Here is a 23,253-nt window from a genome sequence, read left to right on the forward strand (position 1 = left end):
CGAAAGTCTCACACGGTTGATCGACGACCCGCCTCACGGCGGGTCGTTTGCTTTCTAGAGTCGTGGCCGCGAGTACTCTGCATGGATTCTGCATGAAGCTTCAACACACGATCGTCATCGCTCTTGTTCCCTTGGCGCGTCTGCCGCTGCCAGGCGCGGAGATTCCAGCGTTCGATCCCGTCTCGCAGAGACTGTTGATCACGTCGGCATCGGATGTCCACGCGTTTGAGATGCGTGATCCCCCGGGGCTGCGAGGGGTGGGCTTTGCTCGACTCGGTACTCGAGGGGATGACGTCACGCATGTTGCGATCGATCCCGCGGGGCGCGGGTTCGTCGCGGCGTGTCTCGTGCCTGAGAAGTTCGGCACACGCCATGGGCATGTGGTGTTCATCGATCCGGTGACGCTGCGTGAGATCGGGCGTGTCGCGGTCGGGCACAACCCGGATTCGTGCGCGTTCTCGCCGGGCGGGGAGTTTCTGGTCGTCGCCAATGAGGGGCAGCCGGAGAGACTCTCTACCGGAGAGATCGTGGACCCGCCGGGTTCGGTGACGGTGGTGGATCTGAGGCAGGTTCGAGGCGTGTCGGATCTGGCTTCGCTCGGGGAGTCACGCGTCAAGACGATGCTGCTCTCCGGGCCGGCGTTGGATGAGGCGATGGCGTCTCGGACGCCACCACGGATATCGCCTCGGCTTGCGCACTCGCCCGCGCTGGATCTCGAGCCGGAGTATGTGTTGGCTCCGAGCAACCAGACCGCTTACGTGACGCTCCAAGAGAACAACGCGATCGCGGTGATCTCGCTCGATCCTCCCGAGGTGCTACGGATCGTCGGGTTGGGTCTTGTAACACGGGATCTTGATGGGTCAGATGTTGACGGGCCGCTCGGTTCGACGTGGGCGGTTGAGACGGCTCCGATGCCCGACCAACTGGCGGGGTTCAGCGTCGGGCGTAGGAAGTATCTCGCGTTGGCGGAAGAGGGGGATACGCGGGGTACGCGCCGCTCGGCGGAAGAGGACGATGAGCTTGCGGATGTGGCACGGCTTGGCGACCTCGCAGCGTGGTGGGGAGTGGACGAGGGCGCGATTCCGAAGGGCATAACAAGCCGGGAGAGGTTGGGGCGGCTTCACGTGCTGACCGATCTAGCAGACAGGGATGGAAACGGGCGCGTGGACTCGGTGGTTGCTCCTGGTTCCCGGTCGCTCGGCATCTATGACGCGGAGACGCTGGAGCGCGTCGGCGATACGGGCTCGGTGCTGGAGGTCTCGTCGCTCGCCCTGTTCGGCGATGATTCAAGAAGTGATGATCGTGGTCCTGAGCCCGAGGGCGTGGTGGTCGCATCGATCGGCGGCGGCACCTTCGCGTTCGTGTCGCTTGAGCGTCCGGGCGCTGTCGCGTGCATCGATCTTGGAGAGCCGGATCGGCCTCGCTTGGTCTCGATCTATCCGAGCGCGTGGGATGGCGACCTCGGCCCGGAAGGGATGTGCATCATCGATCTTCCGGGTGGACGCACGGGTCTGGTGGTCTGCTACGAGACATCAGGCACGGTTGTGGTGTACGAGATTGTGGTGAGAGACTGATACAGAATTGATCAGTCGGTCAGGTGCGGGGCAGCTACGGCGCACGCAATGCCAGCGAAAGACAGCGGCGGCGTTCGGGTGAACGCCGCCGCGTGTGGGTTGGTATACGGTGTTGAGCAAGCAGGCGTGGACTGACCAGGTCGCTCGATTGTGATCAGCGGCGGCCGTTGGTCATGTCGTTGAGTTCGCCGGTGCGGATGAGCTTCATGTGTGCCTCGATGTCCGCGAAGGTGACAGAGGGGGCGTTTGTGCCGCCCGGGCCGTCGTTGGTGCTCATCTCCATCATGGCGAGGATGCCGTTGAAGTCTCTTCCCTGCCACTTCCATCCGGTGTATGTAAAGTCATCGGAGGGGTCGAGCGGGGTGTTGTTGTTGTCTTCGACGATGATGGTGTCGTCGAGAGTCGCGCCGAGGCGGGCGTGGATGAGGTAGTGGTCTTCGATGTCTGCGACACCGTCGAAGTTGAAATCGCCGGGGACGAAGCGGAACTGGGTGATGCCCGCGACGCCACCGTCGTTGAAGTTGCCCGGGGTCATCGCGAAGCCGGTGAGGTTGATCGGCTTGAAGAGGTAGACGCCCGAGGGGTTGGGCGCGCATCCCGGTGTGGTGTCGGGGTTGCAGGAGCCGTCGTACCTGGGGCCGTTGGGATCGGTGGGGCCATCTGAACGGGCGGGGTCGTACTGGATGCCGGGTACGGAGAGGATGTCGCCGTAGACCCACTCCTCGTCGGCGATGCGGGTAAATGTGACGACGCCGTCGTTGTTGAAGCGGTGCCCGCGCCGGGGATTTGTGCCGTAGTACTGGAGGCGTGAGAGGGCGTCGGGGTTGAATCCAGTCGTGGTGGAGATCTCCTGCTGGGTGGAGCGTGTGTACTCCTTGCCGCCCTGGTGGGACCAGGAGACATCGTCGACCATCTGGTATCCCTCGAGCGTCAGGCCGCCGACGGGATGGCCGGGGAGGTCGACTCGGCTGTTCCAGTCGATGTCGGGGTCGATGTCCTTGCGCCAGGCGTAGCCCGGGGCGTAGACGCTGACGCCTCCGACGATGGAGTGGAGCGGGCGCTTGCGCATGAGGATGTAGGTGGACGAATCATCGTTGGCGAGGTTGCCGGCGGTGTCGGTCGTCGGGATGTGCCGGGCCGTGAAGGTGACGACGGTGGTTCCCGGGGCGCACCGAGCGGGGATGAAGCTCGCACCTGCGGTGTTGTTGTGGAGGACGAGCAGGCCGTTCGCGCCGATCGTGAGCCCGTCGAGTTGGAAGGCCTCGTCGATCTCGGATGGAGCGCCAAACTCATTGCCGCCCTTGACGACCACGATCGCATAGCCGGTGAGGGACATGCCGGGGCGCCCGTACAGCTCGAGATACTCCCAAGACGGATCGGTGCTTCCCGGCGGGTTCTCGAAGACCTCGTTGATGACGACCTGCGCGGATGCCGCGAGACCGAAGGTGGTAAGTGCCGCGATGGCGGCGAGGGTACGAATGTTCATGATCTCTCTCCTTGCATCACGCCGCTTCCAGGCGGCGAGTGCGACGCTGCTACCAACGCTTGCCGGACGACAGGATGCCGCCGAAGACCTTGCCCTGGAGTTCGTCGTAGACGAACTTTCCATCGATGTAGTCGCCGCCCCATTCCTGGTCGTTGTTGAGATCGCGGAAGGATCCGACGTGTCCGTCGGCAAAGGCGAAGTTGCCGATTGTGCGTGTGTGCCCCTTCTTGGGGCTGCGGGATGCACCGACGGAGCGGCCGCCGTGTCCTGGGCCGAGGTCGTCGTAGTCCTGCCACGCGTACTCACCGGAGACGGGATCTCGCTTGATGGGTCCGTCGGACATGGACTTGACGGTGGGGAGGCGTTCGCCCATGTAGACGATCTGTTCGCCGGCATCGCCAGCGTCAGAGCGGCCGTCTCCCATGAGTGGAACGAACGAGGGGGAGACCGCGCTCAGGTACTTCTCGGTCAGCGGCCCGACCACGTCGTTCTTGTTCATGGGGTCGGCGAAGGGATCGGAAGGGCGCTTCATCTCGGTGTACGCGAGGTACCAGCAGGTGGTGTAGTTGGTGTTGATGCCTCGGGCGATCATCTCGTCGCGCTCGGCTTCGGTGGGATTCGTCCAGGTCTTGGAGCCGTCGGAGAGGCGATTCATGATCAGGTTCTGATTGAACCGTGCGGGGCTGCTGGGGCAGAGGATCTTTCCGGGTTGTGCAAAGCCGCCGTTGGCGAGCGACGCGACCCACGAGGCCTCATCGATGGGACCCCACGCCTGTTTGACGCGATTGTCGAACGGGCCACCTCCGTATGCGCCCCGGTAGTCATTCGCGTAGCCGAGGAGTCCCATGCCGAGCTGGCGGAGGCCGCTGGCGCAGACCGTGGTGCGTGCCGCCTCACGAGCGGCACCGAGAGAAGGCAGCAGGATCCCGATCAGCAACGCGATCACCGCGATGACGACGAGGAGCTCGATGAGGGTGAACGCGCGAGACCCGGAGCTGGATGGAACCTGAGATAGCGTGAACTTTCGCGGCAAAGTCGGTGCTCCGGCACGGTCGTTCGATCGTGAGTGGGGAGCAACATAGACGATGGGCTCTTCTGTCCCATTCGGCTTGGGTCAGCGTTTCGTCAAGGAAACGCGAAGATTGGGCGGGGGGCAGGGAGAGAGCGCGTGAACCGACAATGTGGGATGAGTCTTGAACGGAGATGGGTGGATCTGTTACGCTGCGGTCGTTCGGTGGAGTACCGAACGCGGCGCGAAGGCACCGAACTCACTCGGGTCAGTGATCGAAGGAGAACCAGAGATGCGAATCGTGGCGTCAATCATGCTGTCAACGCTCGCGGCGTCGGCCGGGGCGACCGGTCCGACTCCATGGACGTCCGTCGATGGAGCGATGACGACTCCTGGGATATGCCCGGAGCATTTCATGCTCAACGCGCCGGTTCGGATCGTGCGCCCTGCGCCTCCTGTGGTTTCGCGGAGTGATGAGATCACATTTCTTTCGACCGAGGATGGTCCCGACGGCGACTCATCACGAGACATTGTGTTCACCCGCGACGGGACACAGGCCGTCATCATCAACGCACAGACCAACACGATGACCTTCCTGAGTATCGCCAGCCGCACGATCACGCACTCGGTCGATGTGGGGGAGTACCCGGTCGGTGTTGCCGTGACGCCGGACGGTCGATACGCGCTGGCTGTCAACGTTCTATCGAACACACTGTCGGTGGTCGATATCGCGACGCACACCGAGATCGCGCAGGTCCCGATCAGCGGCGACCAGCCGTATCGCGTCGCGGTGACTCCGGATTCGCAGCACGCGATCGTGGGCGTCATCAACGACGCGGTCTTCAGCGCGTTCTCGGTGGTTGACCTCGACACTCTGGCGGAGATCCGGGTGATCGACGCCTCATCGCAGGGTGTCATCGGGGGGTACTTCACGCCAGAGTACGGCATCTACGGTGACTCTTTCACTGCGTTCGCGCTGTCAGCAGACGGAACAAAGATCATCTACCCGCAGCGTTTCCAGGACACGATCTACATCTACGACGTCGCGACCGGGGCGCAACTCGCAGCACTCCCGACGTTCGATCAGCCCACGGCGGTTGACGTTTCGCCGGTCGGTAACTTCGCCGTTGTGTCGTGTGAAGGATCTTCGCGCAGGGTTGTCAGGGTCAATCTGGACACAAACACGATCGACGGATCGTTCGCGACGTCGGCCGACAACACGTGGCAGAAGGTGCGTGTCACGCCGGACGGGACCCACGCGATCGTCTCGCAGTTGAATGAGATCGAGTTTGTGAACCTGAGCACGGGGACGCTGACACGGCTCTCAACGGGGTCGCCGGGTGACATCGAGTTCTCGGCGGACGGCCTGTACGCGTTCATCTCGAACTTCAGCAGCCGCGTGATCAGCCTCGCAACCCGGTCGCAGGTCGCCTCGGTGACGTTCGCGGCATCGGCGGAAGCGGCGACGAGCCCGGTCGCGAACATCGCGGTCGCGCTGAACAATCGGTTCGGTGAGGACGTCCATGTCTACAACATCAACGGGGCTTCCTCGTCGTTTCTGGGGTTCTCGCTCACCGGGCTCGGTCTGGAGAGCGACTCGACGCGTGAGCTTGCGATCACGCCCGATGGGCGTCGGCTGTTCTTCGGGAACTGCACGAGTCGCTCGGGAGGGTTTGTCGAGCTGGGCGCCAACACGTTCTCCGCGTTGACGACGACGGCGTTCCGGACGCTTGATGCCGCGGCGACGCCCGACGGCGCGTATGTCGTCGCGACACATGCGGACGGTCAAACGGTCTCGATCATTGATACTTCGACGCGGACGACCGTGGCGAACCTGCCGGTGTTCGACCGTCCTGCCCGGGTCTTGATCAGCCCGGACAGCGCGTACGCCTATGTGCTGTCGATCGCCGGCACGGATCGGGTGCACAAGATCGCGCTGAACGGCGCAAGCTCGAGCGTGGTCGCGACCCAGATCGCCGGGCAGGCGGGCGCGGTTGGATACTCGTTCTCCGAGTTCAGCGGGATCGCGCTGTCGCCTGACGGGTCGCTGATCGCGGTGTGCCGCTCGTTCGACGATCTGCTTCGTCTGATCGACACTTCCACCATGGCGGTGGTTGCGGATGTGCCGTGCAACCCGACGGGGAACACGGACTTCCCGATCCGCGTGACGTTCAACTCGACGGGAACCCGGGCGTATGTTTCGACGACTTTCGGCGACACGATCACGGTGGTGAATATCGCCGGCGCGGCATCGAGCGTGGTCACGAACGTCCCCGGCATCGATGCGCCGCTGTCTCTCGATCTCGACGCCTCGGACGCGTACCTCTATGTGGGCACGGCCGGGTTCGGAACGGGGCGACTGGCTGTCATCGACACGGCGACCAACAGCGTGGTGCGGACGGTTCTGCTCGGCGCGAACGGCACGATCCGATCGACATACATGTCGCCGGTGGATGGCAAGCTGTACGCGGCGGGCTCCGACAACAACGGCGGGCGGCTCTGGATCTTCAACGCCGCCGGGGCGTCGACGACGCTGGACCGCTCGATCGAGCTCTCGGCGAGTCCGGCCGATCTTGCGTTCTCCGAGTCGCTGGGGCAGGCGATCGTCTCGCTGCCGGTGCCGGACGGTATTGAGATCGTGCAGGTGCGCCCGCGCTGCACGGCTGATTACAACGGGGACACACTGGTCGATATCCTCGACTTCCTCGACTTCATGGACGACTTCTCGGTCTGCGATCAGCAGAATGGTCCGTGCGGCCAGTTCGGGAACACCGACTTCACCGGCGACACGGTCGTTGACATCCTTGATTTTCTGGACTTCATGGATGGCTTCGGGACGCAGTCAGGAACGTGCGGTGCCTGATCACCGAATCGGCATCGTGCCGGAATGAAAGCCAGGCCAGAATGAGCGGAGCCCGGTCGCAGGACCGGGCTCCGTGTGTTTGACATGATCGATAAGAGCCACCTCAGGGATTTGAACCCTGGACCTATGCTTTACGAAAGCATCGCTCTACCGCTGAGCTAAGGTGGCGTGCGGCCTCCCGAGCCCGGGCGACCGTCCCGAAGTATCGCAGGCAATCCCCCCCGGGTCCACACTCGGCCCCTCGAATCGTGCTTTCCGCGTGATTGGTCAGCGGCTGGGGCGCATTCCCGGCGTGAGTTCGGCGTATTTCGGGACTCACGCGGACCCGCCGCTCCGGACCTGCATGCGGGTTCCGGATGATCGGAGCTGGTCGAGCTGTCGTCGTCCGATTCTGGCGCGGAGCGTGACTGTGGAAGTGTCGTAGGCCCTGTCCAGCACGTGTCCCCGGTTCTCGATGAAGTGGATCGACTTGGCCTCGCTGAGGGGGAGCGTGATCTCGACCTCGTCTACATCTCCCTGCGCGTGGCGTCGGACGATGTCTTCGAGCGCGTCCTGGCCGAGGCGCATCCTGCCGTCGGCTCCGGGAAGCGAACTGATCGCGATCGCGCCCGGCACGCGCGACTGCCACTCCAAGACGGCGGCGTTGGTCGGCAGCCGATCGGCCTTGTTGAGAAGGAGCGCGACGGCGGGCTCGCTCCACGATTCGCCGTCCGCGGCCTCTGCCTCGGCCGTCTCTTTGAAGAGATCTTCAAGCGTTGACATCACGGTTCGGTATTGGAGTTCGGCTGCATCATCGGACGCGTCGAGCACGATCAGGAGAAGGTCGGCGTGTGTCGCCTCTTCGAGCGTTGCCCGGAAGGAAGCGATGAGGTTGTGGGGGAGGTCGCGGACGAATCCGACGGTGTCCGAGAGCATGACTGCGAGCCCGCCGCCCAGATCCCACTCGCGGGTTCGTGTGACGAGGGTCGCGAAGACGCGATCGTCCGCATATGCCCCGCCGGTGGTGAGCGTGTTGAAGAGCGTGCTCTTTCCGGCGTTGGTGTAGCCGACGAGGCCGACGGTGACGTGGTCGCTCTTTCTGCGGCGGACCTCGCGGCGCTTTCTGTCCTGGATCAGGCGGAGTTCGCGGAGGAGGTCGAGCTTTCTGGCCTGGACGAGGCGTCGGTCGGTTTCAAGCTGCTGCTCGCCGGGCCCGCGTGTGCCGATGCCGCCGCCCGCCTGTCGTTCGAGGTGCGTCCACATCGACTTCAGGCGCGGATAGGTGTATTCGAGCTGCGCGAGTTCGACCTGGAGCTTGGCCTCATGGGTGGTGGCGCGGCTGGCGAAGATGTCGAGGATGAGCTCGCTGCGATCGATGACCTTCCGCTTCACGACCTCTTCGATGTTGCTGATCTGGCGTGGGGAGAGGTCGTGGTCGAAGATCACGGTGGTCGCGCCGGTGGCGTCGCAGATGCCGAGCAGTTCCTCGACCTTGCCGCGCCCCATGAACATGCCGGCTTCCGGACGTTCGCGACGTTGCTCGACCTCTCCGACGACCAGCGCCCCCGCCTGCTCGGCCAGCGCACGGAGCTCGCCGAATGGGTTGGCGATGTCGTAGTTTGAGTCAGGGAGTCGAACCGCGGCGAGGATCGCCCGCTCGGACTGGACCTTGATTGTCGTGCGTTCTTTGTTTGCGGTCATGCGTGTGAGTGTCTCGCCTTCGCGTGATTGTACGCGAGGGATGGAGCGGCTATGGCGTATCGGAAGCGGCTCCCATGTCGTCGCGCTCGGCTCGGACCCCGTCCGGGATCGATGCGAGGATTGTCCCGCATTCGGGGCAGGCGACGATGCCGCGGACGAGACTGGAGGTGTCGTAGCCGCAAGCGTGGCAGCGACCGGCCGGGAACGAGCGACGGCTTGATCGCCTGCGCCCGAGGATGGTGTCACGCACGGAATTGATGCCGAGCAAGAGAAGTCCGACGGTGGAAATGAAGAGGGTCAGGGTTGCGGCGAATCTGAGCAGTGCGGCCCAGGCACCTGTGCCCCGCGGCATCGCGATGGTGGCAACGACGGCAGCGACGAAAGCCACGATCAGGACTCCCGTTGATCGTCGGATCCGCATCGGGAGGATGGTACGGACAAGGCGACTTGGCGGGGAAGCCGAACCCGGACCTGTCACCGGACGAACCTACGCTTGTAGAACCGGTGCGGACCCCATGGAGACTCCCTTGAAGACCGCTCGTCTGGCGACCAAAGCCGTTCTGTTCTCGATTCTTGGCGTGGCTGTCGTGGGCTCGACCCTCGCGATCGCCAGGCGTGACGACTTCGCGTTCTTTGATCCGATCCTGGACGTGAAGGGCGCGATCGATCGTTACTACTTGGAGCAGCCGGATGAGAAGGCGATGCAGATCGGTGCGATCCAGGGGATGATCGAGACGCTGAACGATCCGTACACCGTCTTCGTGCCGGCGCGGGATCGCAAGGAGTTCGACAAGGAACTGACCGGTGAGTATGTCGGCATCGGAGCGCAGATCCAGATCCGCGACGGGTGGCTCACGATCGCCTCGCCTCTGGAGGATTCGCCCGCGTATCGCGTAGGTCTGATGGCCGACGATCGCGTGACCAAGATCGATGGTGAGTCGACGTTCGGGCTTACCGACGAGCAATGCGTGGAGCGGCTGACGGGCGAGCCGGGGACGAGCGTGACGCTCACAATCGAGCGCAAGGGCGAGCAGATCGAGCTGCAGGTCGTGCGCGAGCCGATCAAGACGCGGTCCGTCAAGGGGTTCCACCGTGATCCGACAGATGCCCAGAAATGGCAGGCGTACATCGATCCGGCCAGGAAGATCATGTATCTCCGGCTTACCCAGTTCACACCGAACTGCTCCTTCGAGTTCGCTCAGGCACTCGTCGCGGCGGGTGCTGACAAGGGCGAGGTGAAGGGGCTGATCGTCGATCTCCGCTGGAACGGAGGCGGCGTCCTGCAGGATGCCATCGCGATCGCTGATATGTTCCTTTCCGAGGGTGTCATCGTTTCGACGAAGGGACGCGCGCACTCGGAAGAGGTTGCCAGAGCATCTGCTCCGGGGACGCTTCCTGAGTTTCCCATCACGGTGCTTGTGAACTCGCAGTCCGCTTCAGCCGCGGAGGTGTTGGCCGGAGCTCTCTCTGAGAACGGGCGAGCAGTCGTAGTCGGAACGAGGACCTTCGGCAAGGGGTTGGTCCAGACCGTTCGGACGCTGCCCAACTCGGGCGGCGCGCAGCTCAAGATCACCGAGCAGGCCTACTACCTGCCTTCTGGCCGCTCGCTGCATCGAAAGGGTGATTCCGCCGAGTGGGGCGTCGATCCGACGGATGGCTTCTATCTGCCGATCACGGATCAGGAGGTGATCGACCTCTTCACGGTTCGGCGTGAGCAGGACATCATTCGAAATGGCGCGTCCGCTTCTGAGTCGGATTGGGCGGATCCCGATCGAATCCTCGAGAAGCTGAAGGATCGGCAGCTCGCCGCCGCGCTGCGGGCGATTCAGGCGAAGATCGATACCGGCGAGTGGCTCCAGACCGGGCAGCCGCTGCCGCAGCGCGGGGCCCAGGCGGGCGAGGAGCTGGCGAGGTTGCTTCGGACGCGGGACCGCATCGAGCGTGAACTGCTTCGGATCGATGAGCGGATCGAGATGCTCCAGGCGGCAAGCGGCAAGCCGGCCGAGTTGCCCGACCTCTGGGACGACGAGATCGAGATCACTGGCGGGCGTCTGATCGTCTACGACAAGAGCGGGCAGAAGGTCTCTGAGTTGCAGATCACCGGTCCGAATGTTGAGCGTGCTTTGCAGAGTGCGGATGTGAAAAAGTCCGAGGAAGGAACCGGCGAGTAAGGCGTGCTGACGCTCGGCATCGAATCATCCTGCGACGAGACCGGCGTGTCGATCGTTGAGGACGGCCGGCGCGTTCGGTCGTCCGTAGTCGCCTCTCAGAACGATCTGCACGCCCAGTATCGGGGTGTCGTTCCCGAACTCGCGGGGCGAGCCCACGTCCGTAGCATCCTTCCCGTGCTCAGGACCGCGCTGCGAGAGGCGGACGCCACGCTCCACGATGTCGGGCTCGTGGCAGTCGGGCACAGGCCCGGCCTCATCGGGTCTCTCCTTGTGGGGTTGACGGCGGCCAAGGCAATCGCCTGGTCGATGGGGCTCCCGATTGTCGGCGTTGATCACGTGCACGCGCACCTGTACTCGCCATTGCTCGATCTCGCAGAGCACGAACGTCCGGCGTACCCCGCGATCGGGCTTGTCGTGAGCGGCGGTCACACCTCGATCTATCGCCTTGAGTCGCCGGTTGTGCTCACTCGCCTCGGGGCGACGATCGACGACGCGATCGGCGAGGCGTACGACAAAGCGGCGACGCTGCTCGATCTGCCCTTTCCCGGCGGGCCGAACCTTGATCGCCTCGCGGCAGAACCCGGCGCGAATGATCGTGCCCACGACCTGCCGATCTCACGCCTGAGTCCGACTTCGCTCGATTTCTCGTTCAGCGGGCTCAAGACCGCGACCATGCTCGCCGTGAGAGGCGATCCGCAGGCAGGGTCGGACCCGCGTACAGGAGAGCGGCTCACGCACGACGAGCGACGTGATATCGCGGCATCGTTCCAGCGTGCGGCTGTTCGCGCGGTCCTCATCAAGCTCGAACGTGCGTTCGACTCGACGCCCTGCCGCTCGCTCCTTGTCGGCGGGGGTGTCTCCGCCAACTCCCGCCTGAGAGCCGAGTTGATGAGACTGGGCAAGGACCGCGGGATCGATGTGCGATTGCCCCCGATGAGATACTGCATCGACAACGCCGCGATGATCGCGGGGCTCGGGCACGCGATGTTCGCGTCTGGACGCGGGGATGATCTGACGCTCGAACCAACACCCACAACAGCATGCTGAACACGCTCATCATCATCGCATCGCTCTTTCTCGGCACGGCTTGGCACCCGCAGCCGCCGACTGAGCCGGCGTCGGTCCGTCCTGATATCCCGCAGATCGACGCCTACGAAGAGCGCACGATCGCGGGGTTCCGGGTCCTTGTCCATCGCGACCTGCTCTCTGCGGACTCGGTGGGGGGGCGGCGCGCGATCGCGGCGTTGACGTGGGATCTTGAGCTGGCGGCGTTGCTGCTGCCGCGTGACGCGATCGAGATGCTCCGGGGCACGACGCCGATCTGGTTGACGCCCGATCTTCCCTCGGCGGGTGGGTGGAACGCGCGGGGCTTGTGCCACCATCCCAGCCGGGACTGGCTGGTGAACGCGGGCTATGGGCCGGATCGTGCGGGGGCGGTTGAGGTCTGTAATGTGGAGGAGTATCTGCTCTGGAGGGCGGAGCAGCCCCTCTGCATCGTGCATGAACTCGCGCACGCGTTGCAGCATGAGTTGGGCGATCCGATTGAGATCAGGCGCACCTTCGAGCGTGCGGTGGCCTCGGGCGTGTACGAGCGGGTTGCGTTCTCGATGGGGACACCGGGCGAGCTCAGGCGCGCTTACGCACTGAACAACCACATGGAGTACTTCGCTGAGATCTCGGAGGCGTACTTCGGGAGAAACGACTTCTTCCCGTTCACGCGCGACGAGTTGAAGGCGGCGGATCCGGATGGGCACTCGCTCGTGGAGCAGATCTGGTTCGGACCCATGGCAACCACACGAGATGGTCGGCCCGCGCCATGAGCCGGCGACCCGTCACCATCTCACGGGATGAACGCCCGGAGGGTTCCGGGCATCCGGCATCACTGCCAGACGAGACGCTCCTGGCGCAGTGCGTGCAGGGTCGTGGCAAGAGTGGGGGCCCCGGCGGGCAGCATCGCAACAAGGTCGAGACGATGGTCGAACTCACGCACAAGCCCTCGGGGATGCAGGCGCACGCCGGAGAGCGGCGCAGCGTGTCGGAGAATCGTCAGGTCGCGATCCGGCGGCTGCGACTGTTGCTCGCGACGGAACATCGCCAAACGGTGCCGCTCGGCGAGATCGGCTCCGCGCTCTGGAGGTCGCGTGTGCAAGGGGGGCGGATCGTGTGCAATCCCGATCACTCGGACTACCCATCGCTGCTGGCGGAGGCGATGGATGTGCTCTTTGCGATGAAGCTCGACCCGCAGAAAGCCGCGATCCGGCTCGGGTGCACCGCGAGCCAGCTGATCAAGCTTCTGCGTGAGCATCCGCCAGCACTGCTTCGCGTGAACGAGGCGCGAGCGGAACGTGGGGAACATCCGATCAAGTGAGGTGCGAAGCCAAGTGTTCGTGGCCGAAAAGAACACCAGCCCGGCACAGGGCCGGGCTGGTGAGCGAGTTCACCTGAGTTCATCATAGATCGACGCTCTCAGGTCAGCGTCGAGTATCACTCAGCGGCGACGACGGGCCGCCATGAGGCCGCCGAGACCGAGGAGAGCCGCCGCACCGGGGGTGGGGAGGGCCTGGATCTGGAACGCACCGTAGCGTGCCGGAGCGAGCGTGCTGCCGTGGCCGAACGTGAGACTGTTCGTGCCGGGCAGCGGGGCTGTGGTGGTCATGAACCAACGGCCGGTCGTGCCGGCGCGGCTCTGGATCTGGAGGCGGCCGTTGACGGCCACGTCAGCCGGGACGGTCGGGGTGATCGTCCAGATGAAGTCGCCAGCCGAGGGGAGGGAGACGCCGAAGGACGAGACGATGTTGTTGGAGTTGTCGAGGAAGAAGAAGTCGAGGATGCCGTTGACAGCGGTTACGCCGCCGACGAAGAGCCACGCATCCATCTTGAAGTTGCCGGACGCGGTGGCCGGGTGGACCGACTGATAGTCATCGATGTGGGCGAACGAGCCCGCCGCGAACGCGGAGTACGGCCCGGGAATGCTGGAATACACGGGTGTGCCGCGGGAAACCGCGCCGCTGCCCAGGTCAATGGCCTGAACCGCGCTCGCGGGCAGCATGACGTGAGTGGACGGGATGTCCAGGCGGATATCGGCGGAGGCCGATCCGGCGACAAGCGCGAGGACCCCAACAACCTTCAACGCAGTTTTCATGTCTATCTCTCCTGACAATCTCTACTCAACCAGTCAGATCCCATGCACACGCACGAGACTGGAATCAACACATCGAGAAGTGCGAGGAGGTCTCTCTCTGCCTCGCGACGGCCGGTGAACCTCTGAGCACCAGAGCATACCCGACCGTGCGGCGAGTATGACGTTTCGCAACCATTTTGTCAAGTTTTTTGTGCGCAGACGGATAATTCTCGCAAGCCATTGAATTTCAGTAGTTTACACGAAATGTTCGCGGCGGCCACCTGTACGGTTGCCTTCGAGACGAACGGAGTTCTCAGGGCCGGAATAAGCGTCATGACCTGCCCGATAACGGCTTTGGTCACGCCGAGGCCACGCTCGAAGAGCCCCGGGGTGCTGGATACCGCCAGAAGAGGGGGGATGTGGTGTACTGGTCGAACGGACAGGGTCACCCTGTTGGATTCGAACGATAAACTCTTGCCGCTATTGGGCTTCCGATGAAGAGCTCATGGTCTGCTTCGAGATCGAAGTGGCGGACGACCTCGCAATCGAGTGCCGCGAGGGAGCGTTTGGGGATCGGCGACTGAGACTTGAGCGTTTCGACCGAGAGCGCGTCGAAAGTGTCGCCCATCTCGTCGGGGGCGATCTCCAGCTCGAAGCGTTTGAGCATGGCCGATTCGGCCGGCGGGATGATGCAGATCGCGAATCTGTGGCTGTCGCGGATCAGCGGGGCGATGGAGTGTCCCTTCCTCGCTGCGACGCAGATCAGCACGGGAATGTCGGAGCAGACCTGTACGGATCGAACGATGTGTCCGGCGCGTTTGCCCTCATATGCGGCCGTCATGAGGAACAACGCCGCGGGGAGCATCGCGAGCACCTCTTCGATGGGGTTGTGCTTCGCTGCGGCCATGGCTTCTCACGAGTGTGGGAATCGTCAACCGACTGTATCGGAAACACAGACCTCACGCTGAACCCGGCTTTCGACCGATCGGTATCCTTCTAAAGCATGAACATGATCCGCTGAGCACGCCTGCTAGTCGCCTTCCACACACATCTTCTCCACATTTTGAGAAAGAAGTGTGGCAGAGTGTTGCAAAGTGGGGCGAAGTGGGGCAGAATCCCAAGCCATGAGCAAGGGAGCCACGCGTCATGCTCTTCACCGGACATTCCGAGTTGACGATCGACGCGAAGCTGCGCTTGCAGATTCCCGCGAAGTATCGGAACGCTTGGGAAGAGTCCCGGGACGGGAAGGCGTGGTACTGCGTGCCGTGGCCGGGCGGGATCGTGAGGTTGTACTCGGAGGCCTGCTTCGAAGAGCTCGCCTCGCAGGGGTTGAGCGGCGCACACGCGACACTGACACCGGATCAGGATGTTGCGGACCTCGAGGCAGATCTGTTCTCACTTGCGGAGAGGATCGAGCCCGATTCGGCAGGACGGATCGCGCTGCCGCGGCTTCATTTGGAGCTCGCGGGGCTCGGTGGGGGCGGGATCGAGGTTGTGGTGATCGGCGCGGGGAATCGGTTGGAGGTTCGGGATCGAGCATCGTGGAAGCAGACGTTGGCGCAGCGGTTCGCGCGTCTTCCGTCGCTGGTCGCGAAGAACGAGGCACGGCGCGAGATGTGAGTGCCGCGAGCGGGAGTGTTCACCACGAGCGCCACGGACGGGCGCTTGAGAGCCGCGGGATCGAAGTGGGGTCGGGGGTGACCGACAGCACGTTCGATTCATGCGGGGCTCCGGACGCGGAGCAGGTTGGGTGAGGGATCGCCCAGCCCGGCTCCACTCGAGAGAGTGGGGCACGGGGTTTCAAGAAGGGGCGGCTCGGAACTTTGCGAGCCGCCTCGATCAGGATGACGCACGAGCAGCGGACGGCGAAGGGAATCGACGCCCACGCCAGCATGAAGCGCCGAGACAAGCCACCCAAGGACGGGCGGCCCTCGGCGATCTCCTTCCTGGCGGTCCGCAGGGACGCAGCAGCTGCTCGTTCTCCCGGCCCGGTCGAGCCACCACCGACCGGGCTTTTTCTTGCGCGTTGCGTGGAACGCGCGCGGACCGGGTGTGTACCCCATATGGTCGAATCGGGCGCGAACGCGGCGTCTGTTCGTGAACCTTCGGCGGCACTGCGCGTATCACGGTTGGCACCTTGAGGGATGGGTGTCGTCCGCACGTCAAAGGGCCACAGGCCAAGGAGGCACGATGCAGCTTGTGATACGCGCGACCAATCTACCTGTGACTGATCCGATCCGAGAGCATGTGTCGAAACGAGTGCTCGGCGCTGTGAAGCGATTCGCAAGCCGCCTCTCGACCGTGACGGTTGTGCTTGAGGACGAGAACGGCCCTCGTGGCGGAATCGACAAGGCGTGCCGCATCGAGGCGGGGCTTGCGACCTCCGGTGAGCCGGTGGTCGTCGTGGATCGGTCCGACGATTTGTACGGGGCGGTCGATCGCGCGACGGGTCGGTTCAAGCGTGCGCTTGCGCGTCGCACTGAGCGACGGAACGCCAGGCAGCGCAGACCCTGCAGGGCTGTCGCCTGAAGCGACCCCGGCAGCCATCCGCGAGTTGGAACGCAGGTCATGGGTGGAGGGTCGGATCGCCCCCCCCTCGGAAGGAACTTTCTCCTGATTGTCGCTTGATTGACACGTTCTGTTTGAGGGGTATGATCTGGCCGTCGGGAGAAATCCCGGCCTCAAACAGTCCCCATTTCCCCCCCACAGCGACCCGGTCGATACGTCGATCGGGTCGCGCCCCTTTTGGAGTCTGTGATTCGGTCCAAGCATCGCGGAAGAGCGCGACTCCTGCGCCCGAAGTCCGTATCCTGTTCGCAATGTCGAAGGGCGGCACGAACGGAAGCGGTAGTGGAGCCAAAGCGGGAGGCGGGAACGATCCGCGCCAGACGCCGGCGATGCGCCAGTACTTTGCCTTTAAAGCGAAGCATCCTGACTGCGTGCTGCTCTTCCGGATGGGAGACTTCTACGAGACATTCGATGATGATGCGGTGAAGTTGAGCAAGGCCCTCGGGCTGACGCTCACGCAACGCACGGCCGGGATGCCCATGGCCGGTGTGCCGTATCACCAGTTGGAGGTCTATCTCCGGCGAGCGATCATCGCGGGCTTTCGCGTCGCGGTCGCCGATCAGATCGAGGACCCGTCCGAGGCCAAGGGGATCGTCGCTCGCGCCGTGACCCGTGTCCTCACGCCGGGCACGCTCGTCGATGATTCGGTCCTTCCGGACGATGCGACAAATCGGCTCGGCGCGGCGTGGTTCAGCGGCTGGGGCGATGGCAATGACGAAGCGGACGAAGGGGAGGTTGGCCTCGCCGTCGTCGAGGTCTCGACCGGCGCGTTCACCGTCGTCGCCTGTCCCGCTTCGTCTCTGGTGGATGAGTTATCCAGGCGCGGCGTGACGGAGCTGCTCTACGCCGATCCGGGCGATGGGCGTCCTCCCGCGCGAGTGAAGCGAGTGATCGAGGCACTCAGCATCTCGGGCACGCCCCGCCCATCATGGCAGTTCAGGCCCGACGAGGCGCTTGAGGCACTGCGTGAGCAATACAAGGTCCGGACGCTCGGCGGCTTCGGGTTGGACGATCGGAGTGTCTGTGTGCCCCCGGCGGGCGCGGTCATTCGGTACCTGAAGGAAACACAGACTCCCGCAGCGGGCGAGAGCGTGCCTAAGGACTCGGCGTTCGCGGCACTCACACGCGCGACGCTGGCGCACCTCTCCGTCCCGCGCGTCGAAGCGGCTGGGGCGGGCGGCCTGCTCGCCATCGACGCGACGAGTCTGCGTGCACTCGAGATCGAGCGGCCGCTCAGGCAGCTGTCGTTCGCGGGTGCGGGGAACCTCTCGGGCACGGGCGACGGGTCCCTGCTCGGACTCTTCCTCGGCACACCCGGCGCCTTCGCGACGCCCATGGGGCGGCGGCTGCTCCGAGAGTGGCTGGTGCGCCCGCTCGGGAGCGTCGATCGCATCAGAGAACGTCAGACGTGCGTCGCATGTCTGGTCGAGGATCGTCGCTTCGCGTCGGGCCTCTTCGGAGCGATCGACGGCGTGCAGGATGCGGCACGGATCGCCGCGAGGGTCGCGCTCGCGCGGGTCACGCCTCGGGACATCGTGGCGCTCGGGCTTTCGCTGGCGAGGGTCGATGCGATCATGAGTTCGCTTGGTGCGGAGGAAGGGCGTGTGGCGGGCGCGTTCGGCCCATACGCCTCACGCCTCAACGCGATACGTGACGCGCTCCAACCCCTCGCCACGCGCATCACAACGACGTGCGTGGACGCACCCCCGGCGCACCTGCGCGAGGGCGGGCTGATCCGTGACGGGATCGATGCGGAGCTCGACGAGGCACGCCTGCTCCAGCGCGACGCCGGACAGTGGATGATCGAGTATCAGCAGCGTCTGATGGCCGAGCACCAGGTCGCGGGGCTGAAGGTCGGGTTCAACAAGATCTTCGGGTACTACATCGAGCTGACGGCGGCCCAGGCCCGTTCCGCGCCCGCCACGTTCACGCGCAAGCAGACGCTCAAGAACGCCGAGCGTTACATCACGCCGGAACTCAAGGCGTTCGAGGACAAAGTCTCCACGGCGGAGGCCAGAGCGGTCGGTCGCGAGCAGGCGATCTTCGATGCGCTCTGCGCCGATGCGATGGCGCGGCTCACCGAGATCCGCGCGTTCGCTGAGATCGTTGCGGAGCTCGACGCCCTTCATGCGCTGGCGCATCGTGCCGCGCTGAAGGGGTGGATAAAGCCAGAGATCGTCGAAGAGCCGACACTGGTGATCCATGGCGGACGCCACCCCGTGCTGGAGGATCGGCTCGGGCGCGACTTCGTGCCCAACGACCTGGAACTCGGCGCGATCGTGCCGGACGACGCGGCCCGCGCTCCCCTGGCCCTGATCACCGGGCCCAACATGGCCGGCAAGAGCACGTTCATCCGCCAGACCGCGCTCATCACGCTCCTCGCGCACGCCGGCAGCTTCGTCCCCGCGGACCGCGCCACGATCGGCATCGTCGATCGCGTCTTCACCCGTGTCGGTGCCGACGATGCGATCCATCAGGGGCAATCGACCTTCATGGTCGAGATGACCGAGACCGCCAACATCCTGAACAACGCCACCGATCGCTCGCTCGTTGTGCTCGATGAGATCGGGCGCGGCACATCAACGCTCGACGGCCTCTCGCTCGCGTGGGCGATCACCGAGCACCTCGTACAGCCGCGCCCGAGCGATGGTCCAGGCGAGGGTGAAGGCAGTCGAGGCCCGCGCACGCTCTTCGCCACGCACTATCACGAACTCACGCACCTGGAAGAGCGTCTGCCGGGGCGCGTCCGCAACCTGCACGTTGCCGTGCGCGAATGGACCACGCCCGACGGCTCGCATGAGATCGTCTTCCTGCATCGCATCCTGCCAGGACGGACCGACCAGTCCTACGGCATCCACGTCGCGAGACTGGCCGGGATCCCGCGAACCGTCACCGATCGCGCGAAGGAAGTTCTCGACTCACTCGCGGTGCAGCACGACATGGGTGGTGGAGCCGGGGATGGCAGCGTCTTCGGCACTCGCGAGACGGAGCCGCGTGCCGCTGAACCCCAGGGCACGTCGGCAAAGGAGCCGCGCTCAAAGAAGCCCGACATCTCTCGCATCACGACCCGCGCGCCCAGTTCACAACTCGCACTCTTCACCGAGATCCTTGAGCATCCCGCAGTCTCCGAGATCCGCGAGATGAAGCTGGATGCCATGACACCCATGCAGGCCTTCGACCTCTTGCGCGAGATCAAGCGACGGGTGGACGAGCAATAACGCTGGGCTGCTCGATAGGACCGTTATGCCACGCCGCACCGCACTCCGGGCACACCACGCACCCGTCCTCATGGCGAGGAAGCCCCTCCAGCGAGTGTGTGCATGAGGGGCAGAGAGTGGCGTCGAGCATGATGCGACGTACATCCCGGAGTCCCCGCCGGAAGCCGGCACGCCGGCGGAAGTAAGACCCCACGATCACGATCGAGATCACGCCGACTCCTGCGGCGATCCGGAACGGGAGTGGATGCCCGCGCATGAAGAGGAACACGGCGACCCAAAGCCCGCACGCCGCGCCGTACCAGGCGAGCTGGCCCGGGCTCAGCGTGCTCCTCAGCCGCGGGCGTGTCGGATCGAGATCGACAAGCAGGGAGCGCAGGCCCGGTATGCGCGAGCAGATGGCATCAAAGTCCGGGAGGTATGGCATCCGGACTGGGTTGCCTCGATCGTCAATGAACTGTCGAGGTGTCTGAGCCACGGGCCGAGTGTACCACGCTTGCCTGTCGTCTTGTGACGTATGCTCGTCAAGATGCATCGGAGTCTCACATGCTCACCAACACCCTCCTCCAATCCAAGTTCCAATCCGGGCACGCCTACGACGCGTACGTCGCGACCGGGACTCCCGATCAGCAGTCCAAGTGGCGTGACTTCCACGCCCGGGTCATGCTGACAGACCCGCAGCGGACGCTCATCGCGGGCTTCACCCGCCAGGTGAACATCCTGATCGTCTCGGGCACCTGGTGCGGCGACTGCGTCCAGCAGGTCCCCATGTTCGACCATCTCGCACGCGCCAACCCCGCGAAGATCGCGCTCCGCGTCGTCGATCGCGACAAGAACCTCGATCTCGCGGAGCCGCTCTCGATCTGTTCGGGGCTGCGCGTCCCGACCGTCCTCTTCCTGAACGAGGATTTCGACTTCTGCTCGTTGATGGGTGACCGCTCGCTCGCACGCTACCGGGCAATAGCCGCGGCAAAGCTCGGCGCATCATGCCCGCTCCCCGGTGCCCCGGTCCCGCCCGACGAGATCGCCGCCACGCTCCAGGACTGGGTGAACGAGTTGGAGCGCGTGCAACTGATGCTTCGGTTGTCGCCGAAGCTTCGCGATCGCCACCAAGACTGACGTGACGTTGCGGACACATTCGGTCTTGTGCCGGGTCGAAGCGTGAAGGCGTGTCTCAAGAGCCCTCGCTGAGGCACGTGTGAATGGCTTCGAGCATCTGGCGATCGAAGCGATCCTCGGCGAAGCGTGCCGCGAACTTTTCGCAGGAATCGGACGTGGCCTGGCGTGCGCGGGGGACGCGCTCCGTCGCTTCGATCAGGGCCTCGGGCGTCGGTTCATCGAAGAGGGCTCCGGTGACGCCGTCGCGCACGATGTCGAGCGCGCCGCCGGCGCGTCTGGCGACGACCGGCATGCCGCACGCCATGGCCTCGCACGCGATGATCCCGAAGTCCTCGATCTGTGGGAAGAGCAGGAGTTCTGCGGTGCGATAGAGTTCGCGGAGACGTTCGTCGCTCACCCGTCCCTCGAACACCACCAGACCGGGCGCGTCTTCCCGCGCGATCTCTTCAAGTCTTGCACGCATCGACCCCTCGCCCGCGACAATCAGACGCCGCTTGGCAAGCCCCGCAGCTCGGATCGCCAGGTCCACACGCTTGTAGGGTTCGAGGGCGGCGACCACAAGCCACGACTTCGATCGCATCGTGAAGGGGTCGGGCGTGAAAAAGGACGTCCGCACCGGCGGGAAGATGACGGTTGACTCTCGCCCGTACGCTCGCTCGATCAACCTTGCGGTGTGCGACGAGTTGGCGATGAAGCGCGTGACGTTCGAGGCGGTTTGTCTATCCCAGCGACGAAAGAGCGGCCCGTATGCTCGGAGCGCGGCCGCGCTCAGCCCGCCCCCGCCCGCGTACTCCCCGCGCACCTCCGGCGACCAGACGTACCGCGCAGGGGTGTGGCAGTAGCAGAGGTGGGGGACCCGTGAGCCGTCCGTTCTCAGAGGTGATCGAAGTCCCTTGATCGCGGCCGAACTCGTCGAGATCAGCAAGTCGATCGGCTCGTTGGCGTGGTCCGCCTCCAGCCGTTTGCCGAGAGACCCTACAGCCCGGGGGTAGAGCGGCATGAGCCAGCGGCGCATCCGGATCGCGCCGGGGAGCCCGTTGAGGGGCGAGGAGATGCGATTCCACCGGTCGATCGGTGACCCGGTCGGCTCTCCCGCATCAAACATTGTGTAGAGAGTGCCGGGTTGTGCCTCGCGCTCAAGGATCGACGCGATCCGGGCGAGCACCATCTCGCCGCCCCGCCAGGTGCACAACCAGTCGTGCGCCAGCGCGACGCGTGTCGCTGGTGAGAGCGATCTGGATGGGGTCTCGTCGGGCACTGTGTCTTCCAGAGGGTCAGGGGCTCGGACGAGCGGAGGGTATGATCGACCGTGGCCGCAGCAGAGAGCAAACAGAATGTGAGCGCACGCAACCCCGACGCCAATCGGCTCGGCTTGGATTATCGCGCCGAGGCGGCGAAGCTCGGCACGCCGGTTGTTCCGATCATCGATGCCCACATCCACGTGAACGGTGGGCACGCCGCTCGGGTCTTCAAGGATGTTGCGGTGCTCTACGGCATCGACCGGATCGTGACACAGACACGCCTGGCCGAGGCGCACGCGGTTCGCGATGTCCTCGGTCCGATGGCGCGGTTCGTTGCCGTTCCCGACTATGGATCCGCCGACCGGCGGACCGCCATGACCTCGGGATATCTCGCCGACATCGAACGCTGGAGAACGGAGTTTGATGCGCGGCTGATGAAGCTCTGGTGTGCGCCGCGCCTGCGAGATCTCGCGACGGGTGATGATGCCAACGACTACGTCCCGCTCGACTCGCCCTGGCGCATCCGTCAGGTCGAACTGGCCCAGTCGCTCGGCATGATGGTCAAGGTCCACATCGCTGATCCCGACACGTGGTTCAGCACCAAGTACGCCGACGCCTCGCGCTACGGCACCAAGCGCTCGCAGTATGAGCCGCTGGAGCGGATGCTCGATCGCTTCGCGGGTCCTTGGATCCTCGCACACATGGGGGGCTGGCCGGAAGACATGGCCTTTCTCTCTGATCTCTTGGACCGTCACCCGGCGTTGAATCTCGACACCTCTGCCACCAAGTGGATGGTCCGCGAGCTCTCGAAGCACTCGCGCGACGAGGTGGTTGACTTCCTCTCCCGCTACGCCGGTCGCATCCTCTTCGGCTCGGACATCGTCACGACAGACGAGCATCTCATGCCAGAGAAAAAGGCGGGCGTCTATTCGGGAGAACTGGCCAGTTCGCCCGAGCAGGCCTTCGAGCTCTACGCGAGCCGCTACTGGGCTCTGCGAACGCTCTGGGAGACCGATTACAACGGCCCCTCACCGATCGCGGATCCCGATCTTGCCATGGTTGATCCGTCACGCTTCACGCCGACAGATGCCCCCCTGCTGAGAGGCAAGTCGCTTGATCCGTCGATGCTCCGCACGCTCTACGCGGGAGCGGCTCGGCGCGTTTTCGGATCATGGCTCGACTGACGAAACCCGCAGTTGCCTCGAC

Annotated in this window: 19 protein-coding genes and 1 tRNA gene; 11 read left to right on the plus strand and 9 right to left on the minus strand. The window is 64.5% G+C overall.

Going from position 1 to position 23,253, the window contains the following annotated elements; translation table 11 throughout:
* Positions 1–92: 92 nt before the first annotated feature.
* Complete coding sequence (locus KF838_01135; GenBank protein ID QYK48472.1) at positions 93–1,574, plus strand: hypothetical protein; 1,482 nt, start codon at positions 93–95, stop codon at positions 1,572–1,574.
* 154 nt (positions 1,575–1,728) lie between these two features.
* On the opposite strand, the gene KF838_01140 is transcribed toward KF838_01135, so the two are convergent.
* Together KF838_01140 and KF838_01145 are read right to left on the minus strand one after the other, a co-directional pair.
* Positions 1,729–3,060, minus strand: coding sequence for a lamin tail domain-containing protein (locus tag KF838_01140; GenBank protein QYK48473.1), 1,332 nt, complete (start codon positions 3,058–3,060; stop codon positions 1,729–1,731).
* 49 nt (positions 3,061–3,109) lie between these two features.
* Positions 3,110–4,093, minus strand: coding sequence for a DUF1559 domain-containing protein (locus KF838_01145; GenBank protein ID QYK48474.1), 984 nt, complete (start codon positions 4,091–4,093; stop codon positions 3,110–3,112).
* Positions 4,094–4,361: 268 nt separating this feature from the next.
* On the opposite strand from KF838_01145, the gene KF838_01150 reads away from it, so the two are divergent.
* Positions 4,362–6,932: a hypothetical protein gene (locus KF838_01150; GenBank protein QYK48475.1), complete on the plus strand. Its 2,571-nt coding sequence runs from the start codon at positions 4,362–4,364 to the stop codon at positions 6,930–6,932.
* Positions 6,933–7,028: 96 nt separating this feature from the next.
* Here the strand turns inward: KF838_01150 and KF838_01155 are convergent.
* From KF838_01155 to KF838_01165, 3 genes are all read right to left on the minus strand, one after another.
* Positions 7,029–7,100: transfer RNA gene (locus KF838_01155), tRNA-Thr, on the minus strand.
* 147 nt (positions 7,101–7,247) lie between these two features.
* Entirely contained in the window at positions 7,248–8,612 is a 1,365-nt protein-coding gene (gene hflX / locus KF838_01160) for a GTPase HflX (GenBank protein ID QYK48476.1), read from the minus strand.
* A gap of 49 nt (positions 8,613–8,661) precedes the next feature.
* A complete protein-coding gene (locus KF838_01165; GenBank protein QYK48477.1) occupies positions 8,662–9,033 on the minus strand; it encodes a hypothetical protein in 372 nt (123 codons plus the stop codon).
* A gap of 106 nt (positions 9,034–9,139) precedes the next feature.
* On the opposite strand from KF838_01165, the gene KF838_01170 reads away from it, so the two are divergent.
* The 4 genes from KF838_01170 to KF838_01185 are packed head-to-tail and all read left to right on the plus strand — an operon-like array spanning position 9,140 to position 13,151.
* Positions 9,140–10,783 (plus strand): S41 family peptidase, encoded by a 1,644-nt coding sequence (locus KF838_01170; GenBank protein ID QYK48478.1) that lies wholly within the window; start codon positions 9,140–9,142, stop codon positions 10,781–10,783.
* 3 nt (positions 10,784–10,786) lie between these two features.
* Entirely contained in the window at positions 10,787–11,830 is a 1,044-nt protein-coding gene (gene tsaD, locus KF838_01175) for a tRNA (adenosine(37)-N6)-threonylcarbamoyltransferase complex transferase subunit TsaD (GenBank protein ID QYK48479.1), read from the plus strand.
* Positions 11,824–12,603, plus strand: coding sequence for a hypothetical protein (locus tag KF838_01180; GenBank protein QYK48480.1), 780 nt, complete (start codon positions 11,824–11,826; stop codon positions 12,601–12,603). Before tsaD ends, KF838_01180 begins: the two co-directional genes overlap by 7 nt.
* Positions 12,600–13,151 (plus strand): hypothetical protein, encoded by a 552-nt coding sequence (locus KF838_01185; protein QYK48481.1) that lies wholly within the window; start codon positions 12,600–12,602, stop codon positions 13,149–13,151. The genes KF838_01180 and KF838_01185 overlap by 4 nt, the downstream gene beginning before the upstream one ends.
* Before the next feature lie 120 nt (positions 13,152–13,271).
* On the opposite strand, the gene KF838_01190 is transcribed toward KF838_01185, so the two are convergent.
* Entirely contained in the window at positions 13,272–13,925 is a 654-nt protein-coding gene (locus tag KF838_01190; protein ID QYK48482.1) for a hypothetical protein, read from the minus strand.
* 424 nt (positions 13,926–14,349) lie between these two features.
* Positions 14,350–14,811 (minus strand): flavin reductase, encoded by a 462-nt coding sequence (locus tag KF838_01195; protein ID QYK48483.1) that lies wholly within the window; start codon positions 14,809–14,811, stop codon positions 14,350–14,352.
* A gap of 239 nt (positions 14,812–15,050) precedes the next feature.
* Between KF838_01195 and KF838_01200 the strand changes: the two genes are divergently transcribed.
* The 3 genes from KF838_01200 (at position 15,051) to mutS (ending at position 19,690) form a co-directional block, all read left to right on the plus strand.
* The gene (locus KF838_01200; protein ID QYK48484.1) at positions 15,051–15,524 is read left to right on the plus strand and encodes a hypothetical protein; all 474 of its coding nucleotides are present in this window, start codon (positions 15,051–15,053) and stop codon (positions 15,522–15,524) included.
* A 570-nt stretch (positions 15,525–16,094) separates the two neighbouring features.
* Positions 16,095–16,433, plus strand: a complete 339-nt coding sequence (raiA, locus tag KF838_01205; GenBank protein QYK48485.1) for a ribosome-associated translation inhibitor RaiA — start codon at positions 16,095–16,097, stop codon at positions 16,431–16,433.
* A gap of 290 nt (positions 16,434–16,723) precedes the next feature.
* Positions 16,724–19,690 carry a DNA mismatch repair protein MutS gene (gene mutS / locus KF838_01210; GenBank protein QYK48486.1) on the plus strand — a complete coding sequence of 989 codons (2,967 nt, stop codon included), beginning with the start codon at positions 16,724–16,726 and terminating at the stop codon, positions 19,688–19,690.
* Here mutS and KF838_01215 read toward each other — a convergent pair.
* On the minus strand, positions 19,665–20,165 hold the full coding sequence (locus tag KF838_01215) for a hypothetical protein (GenBank protein QYK48487.1): 501 nt from the start codon (positions 20,163–20,165) through the stop codon (positions 19,665–19,667). The genes mutS and KF838_01215 overlap by 26 nt on opposite strands.
* Positions 20,166–20,233: 68 nt before the next feature.
* Between KF838_01215 and KF838_01220 the strand changes: the two genes are divergently transcribed.
* Complete coding sequence (locus KF838_01220; protein QYK48488.1) at positions 20,234–20,806, plus strand: thioredoxin family protein; 573 nt, start codon at positions 20,234–20,236, stop codon at positions 20,804–20,806.
* 55 nt (positions 20,807–20,861) lie between these two features.
* Here KF838_01220 and KF838_01225 read toward each other — a convergent pair whose 3' ends face one another.
* Positions 20,862–22,064: a glycosyltransferase gene (locus KF838_01225; protein QYK48489.1), complete on the minus strand. Its 1,203-nt coding sequence runs from the start codon at positions 22,062–22,064 to the stop codon at positions 20,862–20,864.
* 51 nt (positions 22,065–22,115) lie between these two features.
* Between KF838_01225 and KF838_01230 the strand changes: the two genes are divergently transcribed.
* The gene (locus KF838_01230; GenBank protein QYK48490.1) at positions 22,116–23,231 is read left to right on the plus strand and encodes an amidohydrolase family protein; all 1,116 of its coding nucleotides are present in this window, start codon (positions 22,116–22,118) and stop codon (positions 23,229–23,231) included.
* Positions 23,232–23,253: the final 22 nt, after the last annotated feature.

This window comes from Phycisphaeraceae bacterium, assembly GCA_019454185.1.
Taxonomy (GTDB): domain Bacteria; phylum Planctomycetota; class Phycisphaerae; order Phycisphaerales; family UBA1924; genus JAHBWV01.